Genomic DNA, 22,014 nt, shown 5'->3' with positions numbered 1-22,014 from the left:
AAAAAAATAACAACTCAAGATGAAAAGGGTACCGCAAGGGTATTTGCAAATACATTATGCCATCTTACTGGCAATCGCGGAGACTGCATCATTGTTGTTATTAAGAATAGCCAGTAACGCTTGCCGTAAGGCAGATTCACCCTCGCTGGATTTTTTTGCCGTTTGCTGATGAACACTATCCACTTCACCGCTCACCGTTTGATTCGCTCGCATTATTTCGGCTTGTTTGTTTTGCTCCGCAGCCGTTACACCGTATGCCCCTTGAGTAATATCATGAATGGGTCGGCTAGCCTGCATAAGGGCCTCAGATTGAATACGGGTTTTTACCGAGGTGTTCGATATTTGTTGATGGCTACTTTGCAGAGCCTGACTTTCCGAACTTAACTTAGCATGAGCTTGCATCAGACGTGCGGAAACATCATCATCGACTTTGATACCTTCATTGACCAGTTTATCCCTATGGTGCTGTAGGCCGTTCCTGGCCAGATCTGCTTGTTCATTAAGTTGATGAGACCTTTTCAGATTATTTTCAATCGAGGCTGAATCCTTTTTTAAGGCTTTACCGACGGAGAATGCCGATACGCCCTGCATTCCCATGCTTAACGCCCCGGCAACAATCGCCCCTGTCTGGTTTTCCTTTGCAGCATGAATCAGATGCTGCCCAGTCGCATTCGCTGAGGTCATGGCAAGATGAGACCACTGTGCTGCCGCTGCATTAAAATGCGCTTCCTGCCGATTTAACGACCGCAAAATACTGGTAAACGCATCTAAAATGCCCATATTGCCCATCACGTTACTATAAAGATAACCGCCAGGACTTGTCGGTGTAATATCCGTTCCTCCTTCAACAACGGCATATGAACGCTCCCGCTCAACAGAGTGATCCACCGCAGTTGTCATCGCAGCCCTGCCAGTCTTTTCATTTTCACTGCGCTTTGACGGATTCTCTGTTCCAGACAGAAGCTGTGCGCTGCACAGGGTCGCAGCCCCTGCAACGACCTGTTCTATCTTATCGATATCTCTTCCTTGCTGGGAATCCATCAGCCTTTGCGCCAATTTGGCTTTAGTTTCTGAAGGTATGACTTTATTGGTTGATGCCGGAAGCATCAATTCAACAGGCAGCGAATTGGCATAGGTGCTATTTGAGTCCCCAATAGCTCTGGAAGCAGAAGCCAGATCCGCTAAAGACAGTACCTCTGGCAAACGCTGGGTGAAAGACTGCGCTAAGGGAGCAGTGTTATCCGTATTTACATTCAACGCGTTTTGCGTTGCGACCGGTGATAATGTCGTCATCATATTTTTCAACTCCGTATAAATAAAAACCTCAGTTTTGAAATTCCCTAACGATAAAGAGAACTACCCCGCAACATGTTGCATTTTTCGGGTAATATACTTACCCGCTTGCATCTGGTTATCTGCCACCACGGCCATATTTTCGATAATGGCATTAGCCGCCATAATACGTTGAGTAAAACTGTCTACCATGCGATCCATTAGGGCATTTAACACATTTTGCAAGGCCATATCTTCCAGCATTTTGGCACGAACTTTTTCTGCTTCTACCTTATTTCCAGCGACAACAATTTCCATGCTGGTTTGCATTACAACGTTAGCGGTCATCGTGACATTTTGGGATTGTTGTACGATATTAACGAATCTGGCGCTTTTTATATTTTGAACGGCTGCCGCACGCATCGCTGTTGACCCCCATGACATAATGAATCGCCCAATAGTATTGTCCATCATTCTCTGCAACATCCGTTTTGTTACTTCCTTGGTTGATTGCATAATCACCGTGGAAGACAGCTTATCTGCCAGTTTACCAATGAGGCTTCCCGCCACCATTGCCACAGCGATTAAGAGTACAACAGCAGCAATTGCGCCCATAATTTCGCCTATTTGCGCAGCCGTTGCTTTATCAACCCCGAGAGCTTCTAAAATGAAGGAATAATATTTAGCTAGCGATTCCATTAATGGCTTAATAATATGTTCCATAAGAGGCTGCATAGCCTGCTGCATAAAAGAGTCCCCCGTTACCGCTTGGTAAATGGCATCGCCAGCCATCAATGCCAACCCGACGGCAGCCAACGCTAATGATGCCCCCCCCGTGAAAATAGCAGCGGCGAAACCGGCAATGGTGATAGCCCAGCCGAGAATTTTACCAATACAGCCCATGGTTTTTTGTAGTTCTTCCGCTTTACGTTGTTCAATCTCGTATTCACGCGCTTTTTTTTCAGCGTCTTTAGCCGCCGCCTCTGCCAGTTTTTGCTTTAAGGTCGCGCCTGCCTGTAAATCCTCACTGGCGCTTTTATTGATGAGTTCAGCGATAATAGCCAGTAAATGACAGAGACTTTTTGCATCTTTATTTTGCTCTTTCCGTTTGCATTCAATAACAGAAATTTGCTGCGCAGGTACGGCCCCCAGCAGAGTTTGTACATGTTGCTTGGTGTTTTCCAGAATCGTTCTACTAGCAATTTCTGCCAGGCGAGCAGGCTCCAGTCGGTTTTTGAGTGCATCCTCATACTGGGTCACAGACTGCTCTTTGATGTTATATGCTGCGGTAACAGCAGATTTCGCTGCCTCTATTTTATTACTCAACTCAGGGGATAGCTCACCGTTTTCTTGTAATTCACGATCTGCCTGATTTTGCAAAAACTGCAACTGCTTCTGTGTATCGGTATAGGTTCCCGTCGCAGCCGCGACCTGCTGTTTTAACCCATCAACCAGTTTCTGGGCCTGCACCAACGCATCACTGTCATCGGCCCACTGTTGTGCATGATTCTCTAATTGATCGGCGATCGCGCTGTATGCCTGAGAATATTCCTCCAATTGCGCATTGAAAATCTTCAATTGATCAACCATTTTCTGTAGTGTCACATCGCCAGTCAGCTGATTTATTTTGCCTAATAAGCTCGTCATGCGAGCAGATGCAGTCAGTGAAGCCTCAGGATTATCTGCCCCCGATGCGATTTGGGCCAATCGAGATAAAGCAAAGGGCTCGGATGCCAATTGCGGTATATTGGCATCTTGTTGTGTTCGGTGCTGAGCAGCATTTCCCTGCAATGCGTTAGTGGTATTTTGCAAAATGGCAGCCAGTTGCTCTGGCCGTAACAGCTTTATTGCCCCTGAAACAGAATCTCGCTGTGGATGCTCTCTCAGCCTTGCTTCGCCAAAACGTTTGATAGCAGCGCTTTGTTTTATTAATTCAGTGCGATGCTGTCCAACGTCACCGCCGCCAGAGAATGCAAATGCCGCAGAAAAATCATCAATCGTAATATTCATTATTCCCCCCTATCAACATCCTCTTTTGGATTTCCATTTTCTTCATTGGCATCCATGTCTTTTAAGGCGGCCAAATAAGCGTGCGCCTTCTCTGTCAAACTTACATCACTACATTTTTCGGTGACAATATCAAAACACTTACTCGCCTGAACCGAGCGACAAAGCATCAGATTACACTGACCAGCATAGAGCATAGGTCGATAGTCATTTTCTGAGAGAGAATATGACAATGCATAAAAATCGATAGCTTTTGAGTAATTCTTTTTGAGTTGATAAACCGCTGCCAACCCCATCGCATATTCTGGGTTATAAAAATCGTAGATGCATAAAAAGCGGAAAAGAGACTCAGCGTCATCTAACTTTCCCATATGGTAAAAGTCATAAGCGAGCTTATAAACATCACTCATTGTTTCATTCGATACGCCATGAACATCTTTTAAGGTTGCGCCATTATGAATAGCATCCATGAGTTGCTCTGAATAATCTTTGATCAAGGTTTCTTCAACCTCATCACGCAATTCATTTTTAGCATCCATTACCTTTTTAAAACTCATTTTAGACCTTCCACATTATTTACAAAATGGAAAAATATTAAAACAACGACAATTCATCGAGAATGCAGACAGTAATGAATGCAAGCGCTATCATACTGTTTCATAATGAAGAATAGGTACAAAAAAAACGCACTATTGTTTCTTATCATATAAGCAATCGCCTGAATCATTCAATGGCGATTCTTGATAAACCTCACAACCAACCTCATCACACTCATTATTTATATCAATAGAATTTAATTCTTCAACCTCAACACGACGTAGCCATATCAATATATCCATAACAGCCATAAGCGCATCATCATTTAATGAAATAAAGCTGTATGCAGTGTAGTTCCTATAAAGTTTTCTTGCCAATTTCACGTCGCGAACAACAGGTACACCTTCTTTTTCCGCATAGGAAATTGCCGCCTGCGCTTTCATGTTTGAGCAGCGCAATGAGATAAATGGCAAATAAGCCACATCCATATTAAAATAAATGGCAACCGCAATATGTGTTGGATTTGCCATGACTACTTCAGAGTTTCGGATTGCAGTTCGCTCTTCACTTGAGAGAATTTCATGATGTGCACGGCGCCGGGCTCGCTTAATTTCAGGATTACCATTCAATTCTTTTCGTTCTTGTTTTACCTCGTGTTTATCCATTTTCATTTCTCTGATATAGAGAAAATATTCGATAATGAATTCCGCCAACAAAACAAGTAAAGACCAAAGAATAAAGAGCAATACACTTTTTATTGTTATGGAAATCCAATAAGGAACTAACTGAATAAGCGTTCCGTGATAAACAGAAAGTATATTTTTCAATTCGTTATTGATAATGGTATAACAAGTTCCAAACAATACACCCAGATACAAAAATGACTTCACAAAATCTTTAACCGTTCTGAGACTAAATATCCGTTTAAACCCTTCAATTGGGTTGAGTGCTTTTAGATTGAAACGTAATGCTTCTGAGGCTATTGAAAACTTAGTTTGCAATAATGTTGTAGCAAACCCGACAACGGTACACAGCACGATAAAAGGCAGACACATTCGTAATAAAATGAGAGCCAATTGTGCACTGTATGAGACTACTGTCATCTTATTATTATATAACAAAGCAAGGCTGTATAACTCAATGAGCGGGCCGAAATCCATGCAGCTCCCCAGAAAAAAAACGCCTGAAATTAAGACAACTGTTGCAATAAGATCTCGACTGCGGAAGGTTTGTCCTTTCTTTGCTGAATCACGTCTTTTCTTTTCTGTCGGTTTTTCTGTTTTCTCAGCCATCTCACTTTCTCCCTGACGTCAAATAAAAAATCGTTGAAACGCCTGTAAAGAAAAAAGAGGCAGTGGTTTTTCGGTGAAGGAACGGAAGCCATAGAATAAAAAGACAGCAAAAGCGATGGCGCTTTTGATGGTCAACGAGAGTGAAAAAGGATTAAGCTGCGGGCAATAGCGTGAAAAAATACCCAGCAATACTTCTGACAACATCATGACAATAAGTACCGGTGCTGCCAGCATGATACTACCTTGCATTAACATCAATAATAACTGCCCGGTTTCGTTAATGTTAATCTCAGTCAGTTCACTTCCTTTGGGCAATACCCGATAACTTGCTGCCAATACGTCTACCAACAAACGCATCCCCCCCTGGGCAAAAAACATCGCGCCAAAGGCAAAATTGAAAAAACCAGAGAGAATGGAACCTTGAACACCATGTACTGGATCGATGCTGTCACTTATCGTTGCACCTCGTTGGTTATCGATAAGCTCACCCAGCGCTATCACCATCCAAAAAGGCAAGCAAAGTGTTACGGCCAAAACCAGGCCCACGACGAGCTCTTTTGCCAGTACGATTCCTCCTTCCAGATCAGTAACGGAACCTGCCTGAACACAGGGCCATAAGCCGATAATCACAAGAAATATCACAGTATTTTTTACGATGAGATTCGCCAATACTCGCTCACCTAAAATGGGTAACATATAAAAAACAATGGCCATTCGCGCATAGGCAAGCATTAAAACAAGAACATTATGTTGAAAATACAAATAGAGACTAGTGAATAACATGATGTTATTTCTCACTGAAAAGCCATTGAAAACACCTGATATGAAAAATAGAGCATCTCCGCAGAAAACCAATCAATCAGCATAAACAAACTGGCAAATACGGCCAACAGTTTCACCCCGAAGGGCAACGTTTGCTCTTGTATTTGCATTACTGTTTGAAATAAACCAACAACAACCCCTACTACAGTTGCAAAAGCAATAGGAACAGCCGTTAATTTAAGTACCAACAACAATGCATTATTACTAATAAAGAGGATATTATTCATAATGTCATGAGTTCTGTATATTGGTTAATTAACCCCTTGGTTAAAAGGCTCCAGCCATTCATCGCAACAAATAGAATCAGCTTGATCGGGATAGAGATCGTGATGGGGCTCATCATCATCATCCCAAGCGCTAACAGAATACTAGAGACCACCATATCAATAACAACAAATGGCACATAGAGATAAAATGCAATTTTGAAGGCGCTTTGAATTTCGCTCAACGCATAGGCTGGCATCAGCGTCATCAACGGTAATGATTGCACTTCATGTTCTTCCAATTGAAGTACATTATCTTTATTGCCTTGTTGAACATTGTAAAAAAAATAAATAAGGTCGCGATCGGAATAATGCACTAGATAGCTCCTGTAACTGCCTAATCCTTTATCCATAAACAAACTGACTGATTTCGTATCATTAAAGTTGATATTATTTTGCTCAACGAACTTCAGCATATTCTGGGTTACTGGCATCATAACAAAGGCGGTCATGATCAATGCTATGCCATTCAGTGTTAACGTTGAAGGTACTTGCTGAATCCCCAATGCATTACGAACCATGATAAGCACAATAGAGAATTTTATAAAACAGGTTCCACCGGCAATAATAAAAGGTAGCAACGTGAAAAATGAGAGCAGTATAATTAATGAAACGTCATTACTCAGCATACATTGAGTCCGTTTGCCTCGTTACCGCACCGTTCATACTATTTACCTCTACAGCCAATGAACCGTCATCCAGTACAACTAGCTCACCACGTGCAAATAACTTTCTATTCAGATAAATTCTGATCTTTTTTTCCGCGTTGCTATTTAATGGTAGTTGCGCGCCTGGCTGCAAGTCATCCAATTCACCCACTGTGAGCGTTACATTATCTAATACAAACTCAATATTGATGGGCAAATTCATCCATTCAAACGTTATTTCATCCTCTTCTCGTAGCGCATCATCTGAATCTGCAATGTAAAATTCCTCCACAAAAACCTCCAGGTCCTGAGTTAAATAAAAATGTGCAATTGGATAATGCTCAATAAGCAGCATGGGATCGTAGTGTTCAATACGCATCAAATCGCCTGTGACCATCGTCACCAGTTGCGCCAGTGGCAAACGGGTCCTGCCCAACATATAGCGTAGGGAAAAGGGAAGATGTTCAAGCCAGGGACGGGAAATCAATAGAGCCTGATCTTGGTTCTTCGGCCAGTCGCAGCACAGCAATGAACAGGGTCTGGCAGGTATACGTATAAGAGAACCTGGCAACGAATCTTCTGGAATAGCGACCTGTTGAATTACCCACCGTTTATTTGCCACCGACCAATCAGGCTGATGATGGCACAGCCAACGAGAAAGATAACCAAGCGGAACCTGTTCCCACGCAATACCAGGCAACTCACACCCGCTCGCCGCAGCCCACTCATCGGCATCAACCCACGCCCGGGCTTCATTCTGCTCCTCATCCGCCAAATCTAGGCTAAGGTAACGGCGCGAAGGGCTAGGTAGCACAATTTCACTGCCTGGAAAAGCCAGTGCTGTTTCCCCGGCGACATTGACCTGCCGGAGCCTTCGACGCAACCGCTCGCGCACATCCATTATTGTTCCTCTTCCTGTTCTCTCTGCTGCTGGCCTTGCTGTCGTTCATCTCCCGCGCTATCGGGAAGTAGTATGTGTGGAGTCTGCTTTGGCCAGTGTTCGAGTTGCCGGGCTAACGCATCGGAGGCACGCATATCGGAAGGTTGCAGAACCACTGCGCTTTCAAACAGGCTGTCACGTCGTATCGACACTTTGACGGAATGTTCGCCAAACCAACGTTGGAATGGGTAACTAATCCGCACGGTGTGATCATCACTCGTGTCACCAAGACGCAGCGCATTCAACCTCTCTCGCTGTGTGATCGTGCTAAAGGGTGTGTTCATGGATTCATTCCGCTGTAAGTGGGGTGTATTCATTGGCGGACGGAACGCGCCGTATTGCCCTCTGGTGTCATAAACAGGACCAACAGCAGGCACCGATTCCGCCAAGGGTTGCACATCGACAGCAGAGGATGTGTCAAGTAGCGTGACAGGATCCGTCATATCAGGCACCTTGCTGCCTCGTTGCTCAAAGAAGGGAACGACACCGGAGTGCACCGCGGCTTGTAATGTCGAGCTACTGACCGAGATGGTCCCCCCCTCCAGTGCTGTAGCGCGATGCGCTATAGCGGGTGAAATAGGTAAATCACGCCGATGCATTTCTTGATCGTGCGACACATGTTTTTTACCCTTTTCTAGCACTGCTGCGCCGTTCTGCTTCAAGCTCAACGGCTTGTCATACAGAATTGTCGTATAATAATTAAAATGCATAATCGTCTCTGAACGTTGTGTTTCCTTGTTTTTCTTTTTCTTCGCTATCGTATCGAGGGATATTTCACTTTCTGAGTCGGTTTCCGATGAAGCCAGGGTTTTGATTGATGCTTCACCCGTTTTTATCTCCATAATTTACTCTCTCCTCAATATCATTTTCAGTACTGGTATCTGCACGTTGAAGTTGATTACGCCGCACACATTGAAGATAGCGAGCAATATTGCGGTGTCTTTTTTCACACCCTACTATCATGCTCTGGCATTGTTCAATTTTTTGTTTTTCGATATCAGCATCATTCTGCAAATCAATAATGCGCTGAGTAATATCTTGCTGAACGCTCATCAAGACCCCCTGCTGCCGAATGCGTTGATACATGTCACTGCGACTAAGCACCCCAGGTGACATCAGCTGAGCAATCTTTATGCTTATTGCTTCATGCTCTCGATGGCATTCGGAAATGGCGTAACAAAACGCCTCCAATAACGCTTCACTCTTTTTTTTATCATGCCCGGCACGATTTTTTTTATGCTCGAGTAAAGCTAAAAAAGCATTTCCTTTACGCCAGGCATGCATAAAGTTGATCTAAACACGTTTTTATATCAATTTTCTGCCTCATGTCCTGTTTGAGAAAATTCTCCATCAGTTCCTTTTTATTCAGGGCCGTATCGTTTTCAGCATTCTCTCCAGGCTGGTATTCGCCCAGGTCCAAATACAGTTGCATATCTCGTTGCCGAAAAAGCAATTCTCGAAAACGTGCCGCAGCACGCTGTTGCTCTGGTTGTGTAATATGAAAAAATACACGACTGATGCTTTGTAAAATATCAATCGCCGGATAATGTGCTTGAGCAGCCAACTTTTTACTCAGATAAATATGTCCATCGAGAATAGAACGAACTTCATCGCCAATAACATCAGGTTCCTCTTCGTTCTCAATCAATACCGTATAGAAGGCCGTTATTGAACCTTGCTGAAAACGTCCTGGCCGCTCCAGTAGCTTAGGTAATGCTTCAAACACTGAGGCGGGATAACCGCGTCGGGCCGGCATTTCGCCCATGCTGAGTGCGGTATCACGCAATGCTCGCGCATAGCGGGTTATTGAATCAATAAACAGCAGGACATGCATTCCTTTAGCGCTAAAATATTCAGCTATCCGTGTCGCTATCTGCGCAGCATTATAACGTTCAATACACGATCGGTCTGATGTGGCGTAAACTAATACCACTTGCGTTCTGCGCGGAGATTGCTTCAGCGTTTCAATAAACTCGGTAACTTCACGCCCACGTTCTCCTATCAGACCAATAACATAAATATCCGCCTCAGAATTCTCAATCAACATGCTCATCAACGATGTTTTGCCACAGCCTGCAGAGGCGAAAATTCCCATGCGCTGGCCCAAACCGCAAGTGAGCACTCCATCAATAGCCCGAATGCCCGTCACCAATGGCGTATCAATAGGCCTGCGCTGGGTAAAATCTTTGGGTTCTCCCTGCACCGCCAGCACGTGCTTCACGCCGGAATCGCGCAACGCGTTGTTATCGAGCCGGGCGCGGACATTTCCCATCGCATCGAGAACTGCGCCGGCAACATCGTCATTTAACGAAATCTTAAACGGTTTACCTGTAGGATAGAGCACATTGCGACGAGAAAACCCTTGATTATCATTTAGCAGGCTCAATAGCGTATATTCGTGATTAAAACCAATCACTTGTGCAAGTCCTACTCTTGTTGAATCCTCAAGGGAGCGCTGTACCTCACACACCTCGCCAATATAGGTGCCGGGTAAATAAGCCTCTATAACATTTCCCTGAATTCTTACAGGATGAGCAAGATGGACAAAGTTTTGCGCAACCATGGGAGCCCCCGTCATTAATTTAATGCCGTGCGATACTGCTGCAACACCGTTAAAAACGTATCCAGCATCTCCATAAATGCGGATGCTGACTCACAATGTTTTTCTTTTACCTGAGCACGAAGATCTAAACTATTTTCAACCTGATATAAACAAGGTTGCCCCGCATGAAAAACTTCTTCATTATGAGCTAATAACAATGGAAATAGATTGGCACTGCAATAACTCAGGGTAGAAAGATTGACTTCACCTAACTGGGCCCAAACCCAAATCTCCTCGTCATTACTCTTGATATGGATAGTGGGAATATCATCTTTCATATGTAATGATATCGTAGAATGATTATTCAGATCTTTATCAAGAACCTCTGACATCCCCACTTCTGCTAAAATTTCGGTTAGCAACGCAACAACATCATATTGCATAATTCACCCGTTAACTTTGTAGTAAACCAATAACATCAATGTCTACACTTTGTGAAATTTCACCGAATGAGAGCACATCCATTTCAGGATAATGTTCCTCAACCAACTTTTTCACAAAGCGTCGAATATCAAGGGATACCATTAAAATAACATCCCTCGCATTGATTCCGTTACCTTTAATACTTTTTTCCAAACAATCCATAATTCGCTCAGTTTCTGGTGGTGGCAAGTTGATAAAGGTTCCCCCAGACGTTTGCCTGATACCATTACGCACCACCGCTTCCAATTCATGTGACAGAACAAATGCGCGTATTTTTCCTTCCGTAGAAAAACGGTTTGATATGTAGCGAGATAACACACCACGCACATGCTCCACTAACATAATGGGGTCCTTTTCTTTCGGGGCCCACTGCACCAGCGCTTCAAGAATTAACCGCATATTTCTGATAGAAATACGCTCTTGTAACAAACGTTGAAAAACCTCAGTAATACGCTGAACAGTATTATTTCTGTAACACTCTTTGAGTAGCTCTGGATATTTTTTATCAAGATCGTCAAGCAGTATTTTTGCCTCCTGAATCCCAAAAAACTCAGTAATATTTCTCGCCAGCAGGGTCGAAGCACAGACGTAAAACTCATCCTGAGCGCTACGTGTATAAAACCCAAGAGCGTGTGCTTTCTTGCATTGCTCTTCTGAGAGCCAATAGGTCTTTACTTGATTAAGTTCATGAACCTGTATATTACTGTCCAGAACATGATACTCATCGCCGCGTAGCAAGATCTTGTGCATACTAGGAAAAAACGGGAAACTAGCAGCTTCAATCTCATTAATTAAAATGACTATAGTATTTTGTGGTGCGTCGTTCTTATAGTTCATCACCACTTCAGGTAAACGAACACCGTATTCGATAAAAAAATGACGTTTTAAATACGATGAGAATCCATACTGGTCTACTATTTTTTCATGTCCAGAATATACTGTAACGATTAAAGGAATGGTTTCTGGGATAAACTCACCATCAATCACAACAGGTTTCCCCTTCTCTTCAATACCGTTCTCTGTCTGATCTGAATGTGAAGCCATCTCTCCTCGTTGTTTTTCTTCACGTCGGTGTTTGATATAGAGCCCAAACAGCAGTGCGGCTAATAACAGAAATACTACCAATGGAAAACCGGGCAACAGGCCAAGTGCAATGGCAAGAACGCCGGTAACCACCAGTACAAATTTATTGGAAAACATATCCTGGATGATTTTAGATCCCAGATTATTATCATCGCTATTATTTACACGCGTAACAATCAAACCGCCACTAATTGAAATGAGGAGTGCAGGGATCTGAGCCACCAACGCATCTCCTATCGTCAACAGCGTATAAACTGAAAGTGCTGTCGACATACTCATTCCATGTTGCATCATCCCCACTGAAATGCCGCCCAGCAGGTTAACAAATATAATGACGATTCCTGCGATTGCATCACCTTTGATAAATTTCATCGCACCATCCAGTGCGCCATAAAGTTGACTTTCAGCTTCTAATACCGCTCGCCGCTGCCTTACTTCTTTCTCGTCAATCACTCCGGCTTTGAGATCGGCATCGATGCTCATTTGTTTTCCAGGCATGGCATCAAGAGAAAAACGCGCAGCCACCTCAGCGATACGTTCAGAACCTTTAGTAATCACAATAAATTGGACGATAGTGACGATAAAGAAAATTACAAAACCGACGATGAGGTTGTCTGCAATAACAAACTCTCCAAAACTGGCAATAATGTCCCCCGCATCAGCATCCATCAACACTAAACGACTCGTACTGATAGATATCGCCAATCGAAAAATGGTACTGATTAATAAAATGGCTGGAAACGATGAGAAATCGAGGATCCTATTAATATAAAAAGAACCTAAAAATATCATCAATGCCATTGTTAAATTAAAGCCAATAAGAAAATCGACCACATACGTAGGCAAAGGGATAATCAGCATCACGACGACAAGAATCATTATCATTAAAATAATGAGTTCAGGGCGGTTTCTAATTTGTAGAATAAAATTCTGTAGCATCATATTTCAATGTCATATTTATATCAAAGTAGTTATGCTTAACATCAGGTGTAGTAATCAGACCAAGGACCTTTGCAACGCTCTTTATCATGAAAAGAAGTCAATAGCGTAGAAATAAAATTTAATAAGTATTGTCGGCAACCTGGGTCAATGTACATTCTTTCGGGCGTTTTATTATACACTCCTCTTAATATCTGAATCACTGTTGCACGTTGCGTTAACAGTAACCCCCGCATAAAATCATGGTTAAAATTATAAAGCGCCCCCTCGAATTGATAACTTGCAACAATGCCATTAAGATAAAGTATGACTATATCACTTTCATCCATTATTTTTATTTCATTTTTTAAACTTTCACGAAACGGAAGCATAGAAAACCGTTCATTCAACAGTAAATCCAAAGTATGAATAGCTCTGGCATCAGATAACCGATCGCTTAACGGACCAAATTCATCAAAATGGATACCCGGCTCACTTGATTTCATATCGATAATAAGCGCATTCATGGTAAAAGCTAATAAACGCTGCCGGTTTTGGCATCCGTATTGTTCTATCCAGTCCTGATAGATAAAGCTGCCTGGCAGGTCTAATTCTAAAAAACGCAAGTAACAGTCGCGTAAATCCCCAGCAGATAAGCGCTCTTGGCCTTCCATGCTGCTAAAACGTCTTGCAAGACGACCAATATTCATGCCAGAACGCATTTTCGGGCAATCCGAGAACTTTTCGAGGTCGACCATCGCCTCTTTTATTCTCTTCTTTTGTAACGCAGAAAGTTGACGATTAAGCATCAGCTCACGTAATGCTAGCATTAAGTCACTGTCATTAGGAAAGAGACTTCTGCCATATTTCAACAGCCCATCCCTGTTCAAGGACAATCTGGACACTTGCTTAATCAGGGCATCGTGCTTTTCATCAGCCTTCTCTTCCAACATGGAAGAAAGAAAGTCGTTCTCAATATTGTCGTTCTTGCGCCCCATTCGGCTTAAGCGTCCAAATGTACTCAGTACATCAGCAAATTCCTCGGCTGCATTACTGATCTGCTCTTGCAGGTTCCTTACTGGTTGGTGCTCACCCTCCTCACTGGTGGTAGGTACCATTGACCTGTTGTCGTCCCCCCTAAAATCTATTCGCAGGAGGTTTGTTCGTCCAAGCGGAGGTATCGCCATCTACATGCCTTGCCGTTTGTTCATAAATTGCCGCAACATTATGACCGTTGACTGCAATGTTGCAGTATCCTCGCCGGTAAGATTTCGACCCAGTACCGGATTATTCTCCCAGCGCCCTTGCCAGGTTTCGCCATACGCTAACAAGCGTGGCTGAATAAGAAAAAGCCGTACCATGTTTCTATGGCTGGTATAGGTATAATCAAACAGCTTTCCCACCACTGGGATATCTTTGAGCAATGGAATACCAGCACCTCGCAACTCATCCTGCTCGCGACTGTAACCACCAATCAACAGGCTGTAGCCCATCGGAACACGGGCAGTGGTGCTGATTTGTGTATTATTTACAACAGGCAATGCGTCAACGCTCTCCATAACACCATTAGCCTGCGGTATTTTTCCATCCTGAATATTGAGTACCATCTCAATTTCCTGACCTTGTTTTCCTAAGCGAGGAATAACACTGATCATCGTGCCAAATGTCACTTTCTCTAATGATGAGTAACGTTCTCCCAATAGCCGGGTGTAGAAACTGCTATTATTATCAAACAATGCAGGGACATTTTCCTGAGTAAGAAGCACTGGCCGGGAAACAACCTGTGCATTCCCCTTCTCAACCAGTGCAGTGACTTTCGTAAGAAAATTCATACTGCTTGCCGGGTTCAATGCGCTTGTAGCACCATTAAAATTAATACCAACACTTCCTATACTTGCCTGACCTTGCCAAACAACACCTAAGTTTTCTACATCATTTTTCGAGATGTCGATAATCCATAGAGATAGTTGGATTTGCTGTTTGGCAATATCTATAGCACGAATAAGATCGTCCACAAAAGCGACCTGTTTTTCACTCCCTTGGATCAGTAAACTATTGGTATCGGTATATGCCACAATGTTTATTGTATTGTTCTCTACGCCGCTGTAGACCTCGTCCTGACGGGGACGCGGGCTATAGTTCTCTCCTGATAACGGAAATAGATTTCTCATTCGGCGAACATATCCCCCATCCTGGGTATAGCGCATATCATTTTCAACGACATCTGGTTCACTGGATAGCGTTACATTCGCACTGTTATAACCCCTTCTGTTGTTGAGTAATTGATTGAGTACTGTAGCCATACCAGGAATCGTTATTGGCGTATCTCGCAATGAAAATGCTCGATCGTTAACAAAGGTATTTTTCAACTTGATTACCCTGATAACATTCTCTCCTGCACTAGGCTGAGAGTAAGTACTATCAATATATTTTGCTGCGGCCGCCACAAGATCAACATAAACGGGCGGCCCCGACAAATAAAACGAACCGGAACCATTGTGAGATCGTGGTGGGAAACGGTCATCATATAATCCCGTCGATTGTAAGTAGGCCTCAAGACGATTGAACGAAGCATAGGCCAACTTAATGACACGACTCTGCATCTCATTAACATCGTAAACATAAATAGAACTACCATCATCATACCAGATCAAGGCTATCCGGCTTGATAAGACATTTAATAGTTGACGCGGGTTGGTCAAATCAAAATTACCTGAAATACGTTTTTTAGCCGCTTCAGGGCTGACAATGACAGGTTTTTTTAATACTCCACCAAGCACATAAAAAAGTTGCTGCACACTGTTATTATTAGCAACATACGTCGTTGTGTTATCAGCTGAAAAAGCGTCCTTGCTGTTTATTGTATCATGTGGTGTCATGCCCTCTATCGGTAACGCCCCCGATACAGGAAAAACCATGCTGATTCCTATAACAATCCCAAGTAGATAAAGATCCATTTTACCTATTCTATTCATTCAGAAAGCCTTCCAAATTTTTGAACTCGCGCGGAGTTATACCAAACAGCGTTTTTATTTCCGTGGAAAAATGGGATGATGATGCATAGCCGTTATTCCAAGCCACGGTTGCAATTGACTCATCATTCTCAATCAGTTGCAACGCACTGTATGCAGCTCGCCACATTCTGAGCTGTTTTTTCGGTCCACAGGTGAAAGCGTTATAACAAAGCTTTCTGAAATAGGATTCAGAAACACCATATTCTTTACAGGAATTATAAAGTTTATGAGACTTCATGCTTTTACTGTTATCAAGAACTTGATCCAGCAAAAACTGAGCGACCCAATAGCTTTCAATACCGCGAATGAAATGGCATAGCTTATTGATAACATCCGTATCACTGATAAAGTCACGACAAAAAACCAAATCCATAAAGCTCATTTGTGCGTTATCAATGACAGCACAGAAGATTTTTTCTGTTTCGAACAGAACTTTATGTGGTAAAGGAGCAGCATTCGCCCCCCATAGTCGAGAGGACTCTTTAAACCGATATTCAGTGAAAGCTAAAAAAGTCGCTAACTGAGTAATCAACGATCGCCCTACCAGCCATTTGCCATGAAGTGATAACTCAATAGCACTATTTGACACCAATACCGCAGATTGATCCCCCGTAAAGGTAACCCGTTCCCTACTATTCATTATCGAAAAAGTGAATGTTGATTCAGGGGTTAATGGCCTGATAAAGAATAATGAGTCATTAACTCTAAAAGTTTCATCCGTGATGACTGAATCCTCAACCATTGCATTATAGCCTGGGGTGTATTTACAATTTTGGAAGTTTGTATTAGTGGCTATACTCTTATTCTGAAGCTCTCTAGACATAGTGACCTCTGTATAATTCGCATGACATTTATAGAAAATTGCGTCAGCCATACTGAACTGCGCAGCTCATACGCTCTAGAATAATATCGAGCCCACGATAGTTATCGGTGCGGTATATAGGGCCAGAGTATTCACTTAAAAACAAGAGGTCAAGACACATCAAAAAATGTAAAAATAAATTAATCAAGATAATATATATATCAAAAAAATATCAAATTATATTTATCCAAACCACCACCAAATTCATGTGGAATTTAGAACCCGGAGATATTATATTTTTATCACCCACATCAACATACAAAGTAACCCAGTGATATTAAACAACAATTAACCAGCAAACGTATCCTAACCTTAAAACCCAAAAAACAATAGAATCAACAACAAAAAATATAACAATAAATAAAAAATCAAAAAAAACTCAACACCACATCATTGCCATATTGAATTAGGCCGCTATCATGTCCCTACATTTTTCAAACAACCTATACAGAATGTAGTAATCATGATAAAAGATTTCTCTAACTACATCAGAAAATGTGGGCATAAGATCCACGACTCACAGAAAACCTTCATTGTAATTACACATAATTTTATTATTAAGAGCAGAGCAATATCAAGAATTGCCACTCATATCAAAGAAATAAACCATTTAGGGTAGCCATATGGATAAAAAACACATTGATGAGAATGAAGAAAATAGAGAAATATTCACCTTAAAAATCCTTTTCGGCCCCATGTTTGGTTGTGAGTTAAACCTACCCGCGGATAACTATTTCTTCAATATACATCCCCAAATAAAGCAGAGCAATAAGAGTAGTACAGGTAGTGATATGCAAGAGGGTGTTACAAACATGGCATCTTTCGCTTATAAATCCTTATATATACCCTGCGAGGTTGATTCAAAAAATCTTCGAATTAATTTAACAGAAAAATTAGAATCTGATGGAAAAAATGGATATCAGGTTGACATACTGGGACTCGACAACTCACAAACAACGCTCATCGAAGAGAATGTTTTTTTTCAACATGAAAATATTCGGCTCGCCCTTAAAAAGGGCCATGATGAATGGTCAGATGAAATATCCAATTATAATTGGGTCAAGGCCCCCACTCCCTCTTCATCTGATACAGCGTTAGAAAAAAATCATAATAAAAAATATTTATATTCTTTTCTTGCACTGACGCTTTCTTTTATTTTTATTTATATCACCTGGTATAATTACTGGCAGCAATCCAGTCATGTTTCCTCACTCAACACCATCCTTGCTGGGTCACCTGCACCACTGAAGATAATTAAATCTAACAACGAGGTTTATGTTTTTGGCGAGGGGTATCAAGAAATCACTTGGTTACATGATGTTCTCTACAAACTCAACGAAACCACAAAAGTCACCGCTATATGGACAGCAAGAACGCGAAAGGAGTTGATAAAAAAACTGCATAACAAAGGTTTTCCTGTATTACAGTTGGATTTGACACTGCCTGAATTCCCTCAGTTGTATACCTACAGAAAGCTTGATAATGAACAGAAAACGGCATTAAAAATAGAGGCACATCAGTCACTCCCATATGCAAAACGAATTGATATTTTTTTTAAAGATAAAGAATCTCTTGTAAAGCAAGCCCAGCATGGACTTGAGCGTTTTCAGATTCTCTACCGCTGTGTTACTACCGACAGTGGCTTTGCGTTGATCATCAGGGATGACCTTAGTGATAGTGCAATAAACTCTCTGAATACGTTTATTACTGATTTTTACAATCAATGGGGCGATCAGATTGTTAGTTTTTCGGTTAATATGAACGAAAACATATTGAAAGATAAGTCTTATCTTAACGCGAAGGAGGGATATCTTTTTATATCCCCTAAGCATTGGTATTTCCCACTAAACAAAAAGGACATAAATTATGGCTAATTATACCCCACAGCATATTGACAGTATTTTTCTCGACAACATGTCTGGTGAATTTGAAGCAGGCACAAAACCCTTAATGGAAGCACTGAACGCAGCCCAAAAGAAGCTCCAAGAAGATCCATCAAACCCTTCTGTTTTGGCTGACTATCAGTCTAAATTGCAGGCTTACACGCTGTTTAGAAACGCACAAACAAGCACGATAAAAGCCTACAAAGATATTGGCGCAGCCATCATTCAAAACTTCCGTTAATGTTGCTTTGAATGGTTTTTATATTATTCGTACCCGAGGAGTATTCATGGAACTGACAAATAAAACATTAGTTGAGTTAACGCAACTGACCCCGGAAGAAAATGATTGGGAAAAGTCTGGTTCAACGAGTGTACACGACCAGGCATTTTCTATGCTGGTATCCACTACTTTTAAACAAATGAGTGAAACTGATGAGCAATTTAAACAAGCCATTAATGCACTAAGCAACTCACCACAGTTTTCCAGTAGCCCAGAGGCTCTACTACAACTGCAAAGCTATCTTGGAGAATACAGTAATTACGTTTCATTAATCAGCACCCTGGCTCGTAAAGGCGTTAGCACGATAGAAACGTTGGAAAAAGCACAATGATGTTTTGGAAATGCGCCAAACTGCTGCTGACCACACTACTCTCTATGTTACTCCTAGCGTGTAATGAGGACCACCTGCTTGAAAATTTGACGCAGCAACAAGCAAATCAGGTACTTGCTGTTTTACAGCAATACGATATTGCAGCCCAAAAGCAAGGCGGTGGAAAAGGCGGCTACACAATCACAATTAACCGGGCTGAGGCCACTGCGGCGTTATCGATTATCAATCTCTACCAGTTGCCGTGGTCAGGGGATGTGCAAATTGAGCAGGCGTTCCCGGGGAACGCACTGGTTGCGTCTCCCAATGCAGAGCAAGCCAGAGTCATATCACTGCAAGAGCAACGCCTCGAACAGTCATTACGCATTATCAACCAGGTGGTAAATGCAAAAGTCCACATCAGTTACCCCTTATTCAGTAATGATGCCACGAGTCGTTTCACGTCCGATCATGTGGGCGTGATCATTACTCATAAGGGAAATATCGACGAAAGCATATTTATTTCGCAAGTAAAGTCACTCATAAAAAACAGCCTCAGTAATATTCGCTATGAAAATATTTCTGTAGTGCTTTTTGCCGTCCCCGCTATTCAATACGTCCCCCCCACAAAAGTGCGCTCTGTCGAGTTCACCGTTTGGCAAGGCACGCTGATACTTGTTCTACTTATCGTACTAATGACAGGAATTTATTTCATCGCAAAGATGATGCGTCGATCGTATCTCAATGATACGGTGACAACGATGGCGCATGATAAGGAGCCGCCGGCATGAATAGTTGCCAAGAGCTGCTCTTTCAGATTCTGTACAATCCCGTGGAGTACTCCCATCAATCTCATTTACCGGAGGCCTGGCGTGCAAAGGAGCATGTCAGCGCACCATTACTGAATTACTGGCTTTATTGGCGCTACCAGCTTACCGCCCCCCCTTCAACCTGGGATGCATCATGCCCGTCAGCAGCTGTTATGATAAAGCAGTGGCATCACATGCCTGATATTGCACATTTATTAGGTGGCTATCTTCTTAAATCATCCATGTCGGATCTCAACCAGGCGCTATTTTCCGATCCACAATTGCTGAGTTTTATCACATTGCCACTTATCCACCATGTCGACCCCAGTCCGTTAAAGCAAGGAGGGTATACGACGCAGGCTTGTGGGGCTAGATTCATATTAAATTTATGTCACACAATTCCACAGGCACTGCAACAACGATTTATGCTGTTGTTCCCCACCGACATTGAACTCCCCAAAATAGACTCGCCACGCACACCCGATCATATCAATTTATTCAATATGGCCACACATTATGCGAACAATTTCCCTGGCAGAATTGCCTGAAGAGTGCCGCGATGCAGTACTCATTACCGCTAAAAACCGTAAACACCAGTGCCGTTCTCAAAATGCTATTGAGCATACTTTACGCCGCTGCCATGAGATTCATAATGAACAAAAGCGGGCAGCCGACGAATTAAAAAAACAGAAGGAGAAAGAAGGGTTTTCCACAGGTTTCAAGCAGTTCTTCACCACTGTGATTTCCATGCTAAGCGACTATGAAACGCTACAGCATGAACGCTGGACAGAGCAACACCATCACTTGCAGAAAGCACTGGCTCAAACACTGCACGATCCGATCATCGTTGAATATGTAGTTACACAGTTAAGCGCCCATTGCCGCCCTAGCGACGCGATGACGCTTATCTTACCCGATGGTGTGAATGTACCTAATTTATCACCACATTTGACGTGTTTAACTACGCATGAAAATCACATTACGCTGCAATGTGGCTCGCACGCATTACGCTTTCCTGCTGAAACACTATGCCAGCAATGGATAACCCAGGCTGACAACGAAACACAGACATTCACGCAGCAATTGAAAGCCTTAACACCGACAACACTGCAAGAGATTATTGCAATACTGCAACAGGCTATATCAACCACCACATACACCGCTCAGGATGAAAATTAATGATATCTCCCACACACCTTGAAGGAATGAATACCGTATCAAAGAACATCTCCACTCCAGGTAATGATGACTTTGACGCAATGGTTTTGCGCTATCTTACTGCTAATCATCCAGAAGGCAATCTACAAAGCATACTTGAAAAATTGAAAGCGCTTGCGCCAAATTCGCCAGTAACGTTAACGGAGCTGAGTAAAGCAATGAATGTCGCTAATGCCAAGATGCACGAAGAATCTGCGCATACGGAATACGCGAATACAGTTCTCAGCAAAAAGACCATGCAACTTGCAGGGAGTAATATCTTATACATGACGATGATAAATGAGATATTTTTCCCTACGGACGAGAATACAGTTATAGAAAAATATTAGTATAATCATTATCTTGTTTTATATAATAAGCGAATGATCTACGCCACCTTTACAAGGTGGCAAGGAGTCGCCAGTTTAGCGTTGATTCGTCCATTCAGACGACTGAGTTTCGCTATCATGATCAATGACAACCGAATGTACCGAGGTTATAGAACTTTTCGTTAAATACCATAACAGGTAAGCGGTAATAATAAATACCACAACCAACACAAGATTCCTGAGACGCATGTTTTTTTTCTTTGGCCTGACACAAGGAGAGATCGCCAAAGAATTGACTGGAATAGATGTGAGATTGATCAATGAGGTTCGGTCATAAACAAACTGCCCACATGATGTGTCATACTGCGCGGTATAGAGTGTTTCTACTTCAGGGTGAGTGCTATAAGCCTCCTCAACCACACCTGACTGAGGCTCATCAAAGGAAGGGGGCACACCAAAACGGTATCCCAACTTCGGGATAGTCACGATGATTTGCTTATCTTTATCCTGCAAATTGCGCCGCAGTG

The 22,014-nt window shown here is 42.4% G+C and carries 23 protein-coding genes and 1 pseudogene; 7 read left to right on the top strand and 17 right to left on the bottom strand.

Features of this window, described 5'->3' with window-relative positions; translation table 11 throughout:
* Positions 1–54 precede the first annotated feature (54 nt).
* The 16 genes from J5224_RS04640 to J5224_RS04565 all read right to left on the bottom strand — a co-directional run bounded on the left by J5224_RS04640 (position 55) and on the right by J5224_RS04565 (position 16,643).
* Positions 55–1,296, bottom strand: a complete 1,242-nt coding sequence (locus J5224_RS04640) for an IpaC/SipC family type III secretion system effector (protein WP_264624243.1) — start codon at positions 1,294–1,296, stop codon at positions 55–57.
* A 60-nt stretch (positions 1,297–1,356) separates the two neighbouring features.
* Entirely contained in the window at positions 1,357–3,282 is a 1,926-nt protein-coding gene (gene sctE, locus J5224_RS04635; protein WP_264624242.1) for a type III secretion system translocon subunit SctE, read from the bottom strand.
* Positions 3,282–3,836 carry a type III secretion system translocator chaperone SicA gene (gene sicA, locus J5224_RS04630; RefSeq protein ID WP_413544642.1) on the bottom strand — a complete coding sequence of 185 codons (555 nt, stop codon included), beginning with the start codon at positions 3,834–3,836 and terminating at the stop codon, positions 3,282–3,284. Before sicA ends, sctE begins: the two co-directional genes overlap by 1 nt.
* Positions 3,837–3,968: 132 nt before the next feature.
* The gene (locus J5224_RS04625) at positions 3,969–5,108 is read right to left on the bottom strand and encodes an EscU/YscU/HrcU family type III secretion system export apparatus switch protein (RefSeq protein WP_264624241.1); all 1,140 of its coding nucleotides are present in this window, start codon (positions 5,106–5,108) and stop codon (positions 3,969–3,971) included.
* 18 nt (positions 5,109–5,126) lie between these two features.
* Positions 5,127–5,891, bottom strand: a complete 765-nt coding sequence (gene sctT / locus J5224_RS04620) for a type III secretion system export apparatus subunit SctT (protein ID WP_264624240.1) — start codon at positions 5,889–5,891, stop codon at positions 5,127–5,129.
* 11 nt (positions 5,892–5,902) lie between these two features.
* Complete coding sequence (gene sctS, locus J5224_RS04615) at positions 5,903–6,157, bottom strand: type III secretion system export apparatus subunit SctS (RefSeq protein ID WP_264624239.1); 255 nt, start codon at positions 6,155–6,157, stop codon at positions 5,903–5,905.
* Positions 6,154–6,822, bottom strand: a complete 669-nt coding sequence (locus tag J5224_RS04610) for an EscR/YscR/HrcR family type III secretion system export apparatus protein (RefSeq protein ID WP_264624238.1) — start codon at positions 6,820–6,822, stop codon at positions 6,154–6,156. Before J5224_RS04610 ends, sctS begins: the two co-directional genes overlap by 4 nt.
* Positions 6,812–7,741 (bottom strand): FliM/FliN family flagellar motor switch protein, encoded by a 930-nt coding sequence (locus tag J5224_RS04605; protein ID WP_264624237.1) that lies wholly within the window; start codon positions 7,739–7,741, stop codon positions 6,812–6,814. Before J5224_RS04605 ends, J5224_RS04610 begins: the two co-directional genes overlap by 11 nt.
* Positions 7,741–8,622 (bottom strand): hypothetical protein, encoded by an 882-nt coding sequence (locus J5224_RS04600; protein WP_264624236.1) that lies wholly within the window; start codon positions 8,620–8,622, stop codon positions 7,741–7,743. Before J5224_RS04600 ends, J5224_RS04605 begins: the two co-directional genes overlap by 1 nt.
* Positions 8,603–9,064 (bottom strand): hypothetical protein, encoded by a 462-nt coding sequence (locus tag J5224_RS04595; RefSeq protein WP_264624235.1) that lies wholly within the window; start codon positions 9,062–9,064, stop codon positions 8,603–8,605. The genes J5224_RS04600 and J5224_RS04595 overlap by 20 nt, the downstream gene beginning before the upstream one ends.
* On the bottom strand, positions 9,048–10,343 hold the full coding sequence (sctN, locus tag J5224_RS04590; RefSeq protein ID WP_264624234.1) for a type III secretion system ATPase SctN: 1,296 nt from the start codon (positions 10,341–10,343) through the stop codon (positions 9,048–9,050). Before sctN ends, J5224_RS04595 begins: the two co-directional genes overlap by 17 nt.
* Before the next feature lie 14 nt (positions 10,344–10,357).
* A complete protein-coding gene (locus J5224_RS04585; RefSeq protein ID WP_264624233.1) occupies positions 10,358–10,765 on the bottom strand; it encodes a hypothetical protein in 408 nt (135 codons plus the stop codon).
* Between the two features lie 10 nt (positions 10,766–10,775).
* Positions 10,776–12,827, bottom strand: a complete 2,052-nt coding sequence (locus J5224_RS04580) for an EscV/YscV/HrcV family type III secretion system export apparatus protein (protein ID WP_264624353.1) — start codon at positions 12,825–12,827, stop codon at positions 10,776–10,778.
* Positions 12,828–12,871: 44 nt separating this feature from the next.
* A complete protein-coding gene (locus tag J5224_RS04575; protein ID WP_264624232.1) occupies positions 12,872–13,924 on the bottom strand; it encodes an HrpJ domain-containing protein in 1,053 nt (350 codons plus the stop codon).
* Positions 13,925–13,993: 69 nt separating this feature from the next.
* Positions 13,994–15,781 (bottom strand): type III secretion system outer membrane ring subunit SctC, encoded by a 1,788-nt coding sequence (gene sctC / locus J5224_RS04570; RefSeq protein WP_264624231.1) that lies wholly within the window; start codon positions 15,779–15,781, stop codon positions 13,994–13,996.
* A complete protein-coding gene (locus J5224_RS04565) occupies positions 15,774–16,643 on the bottom strand; it encodes a helix-turn-helix domain-containing protein (protein ID WP_264624230.1) in 870 nt (289 codons plus the stop codon). The genes sctC and J5224_RS04565 overlap by 8 nt, the downstream gene beginning before the upstream one ends.
* 662 nt (positions 16,644–17,305) lie before the next feature.
* Between J5224_RS04565 and J5224_RS04560 the strand changes: the two genes are divergently transcribed.
* From J5224_RS04560 to J5224_RS04530, 7 genes are read left to right on the top strand one after another with little or no spacing between them, the layout of a single operon-like run.
* The gene (locus tag J5224_RS04560; protein WP_264624229.1) at positions 17,306–18,556 is read left to right on the top strand and encodes a PrgH/EprH family type III secretion apparatus protein; all 1,251 of its coding nucleotides are present in this window, start codon (positions 17,306–17,308) and stop codon (positions 18,554–18,556) included.
* Positions 18,549–18,806, top strand: a complete 258-nt coding sequence (gene sctF / locus J5224_RS04555) for a type III secretion system needle filament subunit SctF (RefSeq protein WP_264624228.1) — start codon at positions 18,549–18,551, stop codon at positions 18,804–18,806. Before J5224_RS04560 ends, sctF begins: the two co-directional genes overlap by 8 nt.
* A gap of 46 nt (positions 18,807–18,852) precedes the next feature.
* Positions 18,853–19,176 (top strand): type III secretion system inner rod subunit SctI, encoded by a 324-nt coding sequence (gene sctI, locus J5224_RS04550; RefSeq protein ID WP_264624227.1) that lies wholly within the window; start codon positions 18,853–18,855, stop codon positions 19,174–19,176.
* Complete coding sequence (gene sctJ / locus J5224_RS04545; protein ID WP_264624352.1) at positions 19,176–19,943, top strand: type III secretion system inner membrane ring lipoprotein SctJ; 768 nt, start codon at positions 19,176–19,178, stop codon at positions 19,941–19,943. Before sctI ends, sctJ begins: the two co-directional genes overlap by 1 nt.
* Complete coding sequence (locus J5224_RS04540; RefSeq protein ID WP_264624226.1) at positions 19,940–20,509, top strand: hypothetical protein; 570 nt, start codon at positions 19,940–19,942, stop codon at positions 20,507–20,509. Before sctJ ends, J5224_RS04540 begins: the two co-directional genes overlap by 4 nt.
* Positions 20,502–21,140, top strand: a complete 639-nt coding sequence (locus tag J5224_RS04535; RefSeq protein ID WP_264624225.1) for a hypothetical protein — start codon at positions 20,502–20,504, stop codon at positions 21,138–21,140. The genes J5224_RS04540 and J5224_RS04535 overlap by 8 nt, the downstream gene beginning before the upstream one ends.
* Positions 21,140–21,508 carry a hypothetical protein gene (locus J5224_RS04530; RefSeq protein WP_264624224.1) on the top strand — a complete coding sequence of 123 codons (369 nt, stop codon included), beginning with the start codon at positions 21,140–21,142 and terminating at the stop codon, positions 21,506–21,508. Before J5224_RS04535 ends, J5224_RS04530 begins: the two co-directional genes overlap by 1 nt.
* Before the next feature lie 75 nt (positions 21,509–21,583).
* Here the strand turns inward: J5224_RS04530 and J5224_RS04525 are convergent.
* Positions 21,584–22,014 (bottom strand): annotated as a pseudogene (locus J5224_RS04525) (hypothetical protein); the annotation flags it as partial.

This window comes from Candidatus Symbiopectobacterium sp. NZEC135 (assembly GCF_025962695.1).
The sequence above is the reverse complement of the archived record's forward strand: the minus strand, read 5'-3'. Positions and strand labels throughout refer to the sequence as shown.